4 protein-coding genes and 1 pseudogene are annotated in these 6,475 nt (G+C 39.4%); 1 reads left to right on the plus strand and 4 read right to left on the minus strand.

Annotation, left to right across the window (positions count from 1 at the left end; genetic code table 11):
• Positions 1 to 70 precede the first annotated feature (70 nt).
• The gene (locus I2I33_RS19205; protein WP_087421639.1) at positions 71 to 547 is read left to right on the plus strand and encodes a YbaK/EbsC family protein; all 477 of its coding nucleotides are present in this window, start codon (positions 71 to 73) and stop codon (positions 545 to 547) included.
• Here I2I33_RS19205 and I2I33_RS19210 read toward each other — a convergent pair.
• The 4 genes and pseudogenes from I2I33_RS19210 to rhuM all read right to left on the minus strand — a co-directional run bounded on the left by I2I33_RS19210 (position 537) and on the right by rhuM (position 5,497).
• Positions 537 to 2,597 (minus strand): HelD family protein, encoded by a 2,061-nt coding sequence (locus I2I33_RS19210; protein ID WP_087421640.1) that lies wholly within the window; start codon positions 2,595 to 2,597, stop codon positions 537 to 539. The two genes, I2I33_RS19205 and I2I33_RS19210, sit on opposite strands and share 11 nt — an antisense overlap.
• 90 nt (positions 2,598 to 2,687) lie before the next feature.
• Positions 2,688 to 3,341 carry a Fic family protein gene (locus I2I33_RS19215; protein ID WP_239428313.1) on the minus strand — a complete coding sequence of 218 codons (654 nt, stop codon included), beginning with the start codon at positions 3,339 to 3,341 and terminating at the stop codon, positions 2,688 to 2,690.
• A 186-nt stretch (positions 3,342 to 3,527) separates the two neighbouring features.
• Complete coding sequence (locus I2I33_RS19220) at positions 3,528 to 4,295, minus strand: response regulator transcription factor (RefSeq protein ID WP_195666876.1); 768 nt, start codon at positions 4,293 to 4,295, stop codon at positions 3,528 to 3,530.
• A 16-nt stretch (positions 4,296 to 4,311) separates the two neighbouring features.
• Positions 4,312 to 5,497: pseudogene (rhuM, locus tag I2I33_RS19225) on the minus strand (RhuM family protein).
• Positions 5,498 to 6,475 lie beyond the last annotated feature (978 nt).

Below are 6,475 nucleotides of genomic sequence, written 5' to 3' on the forward strand. Positions count from 1 at the left end.
TTTTTAGATTACTTCTATTACAATTATTTTTACTTTATCTTTGCTAGACGATAATTGTTGAGGAATAGTTATGTCATTGGAACAAGTAAAACAGTATTTTGATCGCCTTGGTTTAGGGCAACGGGTTCATGAATTGGCCCAATCGAGTGCTACCGTGGAAGAAGCGGCTGTTGCCGTGGGATGTGAACCGGAGCGTATTGCTAAAACGATGTCTTTCCTGTTGGGGGAGGAGCCGATATTGATCGTTACGGCCGGGGATGCGAGGATTGATAATAAAAAATACAAGGAACATTTTCATCAAAAAGCGAAAATGATACCGGGAGAGTTGGTGGAACAATATGTCGGACACGCACCCGGGGGAGTTTGCCCTTTTGTTATTCCGGAGAAAACTCGTGTATTCTTGGATGTTTCGCTTAAACGCTTCGAGATTGTTTACCCGGCTGCGGGGACGAGTAACAGTGCGGTTGAGTTATCTATCAAAGAACTGGAGGATTGTTCTCGTTCCCGGGAGTGGATTGACGTGTGTAAGGATTGGTCTAAGGAATAAATCGACTGGGTTTGCCCCAATGCGTGATGGTTAGTTTGTGCATGGCTCTTGTCACGGCAACGTAAAGCATACTTTTGTCTATAAGCGTGTTGTAGTTGGTATCGTTCGCTTGGGGAATGATCACCTCGTCGAATTCCAACCCCTTTGCCATGTGGGATGAGGTGACGATGATTCCTTTGGCGAAAGCCGTACTCTGATGGGATAGGAAATAGAGGTTGTCCGTGTACGATTTGAGTTCCTCTGTGATTTCTTGTGCTTGCATCTCGGTTTTGCATATTATCCCCAATGATTTGTAAGTTGACTTTTTGAATGTGGTAATTAATTCCGAGATAGCGGAAAGTTCTTTTTCCGGGTTCTTGAAAGAGAGAATGGTTGGCTTTTCCCCGTGTCGGGTGATGGCTTCCAGTTCCTCGTTTGTTTGAATTCTTTGTGCAAAACTCGTGATCTCGAACGTGGATCGGTAACTTTTGCAGAGTTTCATCACTTCTCCCGTGATGAATGCCTTCTGAATCATATCGGCTGTTGATGACCCGTAGGGGTTGACCGACTGACAGGTATCCCCGAGAATCGTTTTCCGACAAGGATAAAGTTTCTGAATGATTTTGTATTGTATCGGCGAATAATCTTGCATTTCGTCAATCAAGAGGTGTTTGACCCGAGAAGGGGTAGGAGAGCCCTCTAACGCTATGTGGAGATATGCCAAGGGGGCCAGATCTGCGTATTCCAAGGTACGGTTCTTGCGCATTTTGAACATTTCGGGTTTCTCGATCCACTCGAAGAAGTCTTTGTAAACTTGGATGTCGCTGTTTCCGGAGAACATCTTTTGTATCTCCTTCTTCAGTAGATTCCTCTCGGCGGTTGTCGCTTTGAAATAATGTCTTAAGGCCATCATCTCCAAGATATAATCCGTCATCGTCTCGAAACGTTTGCGCATCGGGTAGCGATTGAACCGTCGGAATTGTTCATCGATAAACTCGGCCGGAACGGTAATATGTTTGGTCAGTTTGACATCTGTTGCTTTAAAATAGTTGTTCTCCATGTAAAGAATAAACTTCTCTAATTGCGAGATGAAATCAAAGGAGGCTTTGTATTGAATCCGTTCAATAAATTCCGGTGTCGGTTTATCTAGTAATTCTGTTACTTGTTCAAAGAAATTTTGATATTTGTATTTGTGATCAAGAATCCCCGAAAGGATTTGCTCCATGCTGGTTTCAGGAACCGTTTCTTCGCCGAGTTCCGGGAGGACGTTCGAGATATAGTCGGCGAAAACCTTGTTCGGGGAGATGATCAGAATATCTTTTGAGGTAATCTCCCCTTTTAGCGTGTAAAGTAAATAAGCGATACGATGCAGGGCTATGGATGTTTTCCCTGATCCTGCCACTCCCTGAATGATGAGCGCTTGTGCTTCTTCGTTTCGGATAATCCGGTTTTGTTCCCGTTGTATCGTGGTCACGATATTTTTCATTTTATCGTCTGCATTAGAACTTAGCTCTTTTTGCAGGATATCATCGTGAACGGTCAATGAACTCTCGATCATGTACTCCATCTTACCTTTGCGGATACGATATTGTCGTTTGAGGGAAATGTCCCCGTCAACCTCTCCGGAGGGGGAAGAATAGGACGCATTCCCTAGTTCGTGGTCGTAAAACATACTGGATATAGGCGCTCTCCAATCGTAGATTAGGTTGGCTTTTTTTACGGGATCATAGAACGTGTGAATCCCGATATATAATGCCATTGTTCCGCATCTCTCTTTACTCTCCGTGAAATCTATTCGTCCGAAATAGGGAATATCCAGAATCTTTCCAAGGCGTTTGCGTTTATCAATGACACTCTCGCCTGTTGCAAAATGACGTAGGATGCTTTCTCTCATGGAGCGTATCTCGTGTGGATCGATGTCTTTATTCGACCACAGATATTCTTTGTACTCTTGTAACGTGTCAACGTGTTCCTTGACGGATTTGTCCGTGTTATTGATCGAATCGTTTATAGTGTTGATAATCTGTCGTAAATATTCTTTTTCCTGTTCTTCCGTTTTGTTGAATACCATAGACTCCTAGTTGTTTTAATTAAAATTGTGCGAAAAGAGGAACAAAGTTAATTCAACAACGTGGAGGGGGAAATAGTTATTTATAGCTATTCAATGAGTTTGATTTATCTCTTTTATTTGTATCCCTTTTACCGTAAGACGGTATTTTTGAGATCTACTGTTTGGGATTTCAGGTTTAGTCATTTCTATTAGACCTGCCTCCAAAGCTGGCTTTAGGTAATGTATTCTGAAATGTTTTCTATCTGAAAGATTTAGTTTTTCTTGGAGTTCCGATCGATTCATTTCTCTATCTAGTATTTTTATAAGGTCTTCGACTTGGGGGGTGACTTGGGGGGTAACTTGGGGGGTGACTTGCGGGGTAACCTTTTCTAAAGCAGGGAATGTCATGCGTAAAAAGTTCTCTGTGAATTTGAAACATTCTTTTCCGTAACTCCTTAAAATACGGGGGATTCCGGAGCCTAGATGTTCGACTAAATCCAAGTCTCTGAATACTCGCATCAATTCTTTGTTGCGGGGTACGGAATATCCTTCAAAGAATTCTTTTTCGGTCATGCCTTGTGGTAAACTTCCAAATGAAGTGATTTCTATTCTGTCATCAAAAAATTCAAATTTAGGAGGTATTTCTGAAGTATAATCGTTGTGTACGATGGCATTAATTACCGCTTCTCGTAGGGCGACGGAATTCCATAATCTTTTTTCCTCTCGTTCTTTGGGGGTAATTCTTGCTAAGGTTTTATTTTCCACGTTGATTTTATCTAATACTTGCTTGGTCGCTTTTTTCTAAATCATCAGTGAGTTCTTGTTTGTATTCTATGCGGTTTGTCTCGGAATTCATAAACTTGATATTAGCTTTAGAGATCATGATTCTTATTTCTTACAAAGATACTATTTTGTAGCTGTTTAGTCAACAGAAATGACGACAAATACGAATTATTTCAATAGCCCTAATTCGATCCCTTTGTTGATTGCCTCGATAGAATTCTGTACTTCCAGTTTGTGTAGTAAATTCTGACGGTGAATGTTTACCGTGTGAATACTGATTTGGAGTTTGTTGGCAATCTCTTTGCTTAGTAAGCCTTTTTGAATCAAGTGTAATATTTCCGTTTCCCGTTCTGTCAGGTGGATGGTTGGGGAGGATAATAATGTCGGGGAAAATAGTTCTCCGTTTCTGAGATTGAGAACGGTACAGTCAACTTGTTCTGAATTTTTCTGATCCGGAGAAATACTCATGTTACCTAGTATGAGCCATGCTTTTCCTGAAAGTCCTTGTTCCAAAACTTGCAATCTGTTGGTTACCCTTACATATTGTTGTTTGGTGTTACGTACCCGGAAACTGTATATATTACAATAGTCGTTTCGTTGTTCCAAGGGTAGGCTATAAATAAATTGTCCCAGTTTGATCTGTAAATCCACCAATTGATCGAAGTCATCCGGATGGAACCGGGATTCTAGGTAATCTCCTTGCCTTTCCAATGTGGCAATTTTGTTTGCATCATATCCTAGTAAATCTGCGAAGTTAGAGGAGGCATATACATACTTACTCTTGTAAACATCAACAACAAACGTGCAGCTCTGACTTACTTTTGCCGTCTGGTGGAGCATGGCTTTATCCCGTTCCCACACGGCATAATCGATGTCATGTATTGATAAATGCTGTCTGGCCCACATTTCTTCCCGGGAAATATTGGTTGGTTTCATGCTAAAATATTTCTGTTCATTGATTTTCGTTATCAAATAGCCCTCTGTCCTTCCAATTCTTTATTTCTTTATCAAAATCAGAAAGATATTCTTTGTCTTGTATTAATTTGAATTTGTCGTATTCAGCGTATGCTTTTTCCTTGGCTTCTTCTGTTGATATACTTCCTGCATTTTGTAATACTTCATAATCATTCATCGAAAGGAAATTGTCTAAACGATTTTTCCAGTCAGACATTGTAGTTATTAGGTGGCGTTCTGCTCGTATTTCAGCCAGGTCAAGAAATGCGTTTGATAGACGGTCTTGAGTCATAGTCAGTACTACATTCTGCATAAATATCAGTTATTTTTTGGTAATACCTGCGTTCTGAAGTTCTTATTTCCCTGATTCGTTCTAATAAGTCATCAAAATAATCTTTACCAAAATGCTTTCCTTGTTTTAAACGCTCGTCATCTAAAACAAAGCCTTTTATCAGATATTCCTTTAATACACTGGTTGCCCAAATACGAAATTGTGTGGCTTGATAGCTGTTCACTCGGTAGCCAACGGCGATGATGACATCAAGGTTATAGAACATTTGTGGACGGTTGACTTCTCGATTTCCCTCGATTTGAACTATCCCAATTTTTCGGATAGTTGTTTCTTGTTGAAGTTCTCCCGATTCATATATTTGTTGTAAATGGTAATTTATGGTTCGAGTATCTACTCCATAGAGTTCTCCCATCTTTTTTTGAGACATCCAAAAAGTTTCACTATTGAATACAACTTCAACATGAACTTTGTTTTGTGGAGTTTTATATATTAATATATTGGAAGATAAATGATTATAAATTAGTTCAGACGTCTGTATTTGTTGTTTAAAATAGTCTCTTGCAGCCTGTACTAAAAGTTTTTTAGAATCTGCATTTTCTGTAATTATCATGCAAGCCATGCGTGATAGATGAAAGTTTTCTACTTTTCTATAAGTATTCGATCCCAGCTTAACCATTTCAACCGTTTGGTTAAAATGGTCGTTCATGTTCATGCCTCTACTTTTTGCTATTTCAATAGCTTTGTCTAAAATGCGGCTAAATTTTTGGTAAGTGCTATATCCCATCGCAGAACACAATTCTCTTGAAGTCCAATACTCTTTCCCATCCTCTGATTGTTTCTTGATTTGCTCAAAGTCGGATTGCATTCGTGATATATTGTTGTGTTCTTCCATGTTACGAAATTTGATATGGTTAATTAAGGAAATATGTGGATTGAAATTATTCCTTTTCATTCATGTGCTGTATAGTGCAAATATAATGATAAGTTATGAAATTCTCTTTGTGCCTTAAAGAATAAGATATGATTATTTTGTGGAAGTAGTAAATGTTGCTATGTTGTTTTATTTTGGTCTGTTAAATTATGGAGTAATATTTGCTTTTTGTAAAAATGTTACTATATTTGTGATGTCTAACATACTCAAGGGCGGGGAGTCCTGCCACAATGTAGCGGGCATTTTTTATGCCTGCTATCTCCATACGGCGGTTCCGAACCCCCGTGATGGAGTGTGTAATGCACCCACAGCCCTTGAGGTGTTAGACAACGGGACAGACGGAACCGTTTTTTTTCGTCCTAATCTTTAATAAAAAAGGCTTATGGAGGTAAATCGTAATTGTATCTCTGCGTGTAAAAGGGGGAATCCGGCTTTAATAATTCTTTTGACTTTGTTATTAGACGAGTGGTGTAGAGCAACCATCTAATTTGTAATGAGATCGGCGTGACGAACATTCGTGTTGTGAATTGGGAATGTTCAGATCTTTGTATTTCTTCATCAGTTTTTATAGAATCCTTATCTTGAATGACAAAGGGGTAGTTTGTTGTGCCATCGTTGTCATGATGGAGCGGAATTGTAATCGTTTGACTGATATGAGAATAAAATGGAATAATTAAAATAAAGTACGTTGAGAAAAGCAACGGAAGAATAGAAGAGGGAGGTATCCTCTGCCTGGAAAACTTTGAATACCATCCCTTTGTGTAATCAATCTTATCAATTAATTAACAATCAAAGTTATGAAAAAAACTTATGACAGGAAAGTTTTTAAACGAAAGTTACTGTCGGACCGAAGGACGGTAATCGTGACAATCCGGTTATTTATGATTTTATTGTTGGGCTTCCCGCTATTGACGAGGGCCGGGACGGTGGATTCCACCC

Origin of the sequence: Butyricimonas sp. BSD2780061689_150309_C8 (assembly GCF_015560935.1) — a bacterium.
GTDB classification, from domain to species: domain Bacteria; phylum Bacteroidota; class Bacteroidia; order Bacteroidales; family Marinifilaceae; genus Butyricimonas; species Butyricimonas paravirosa.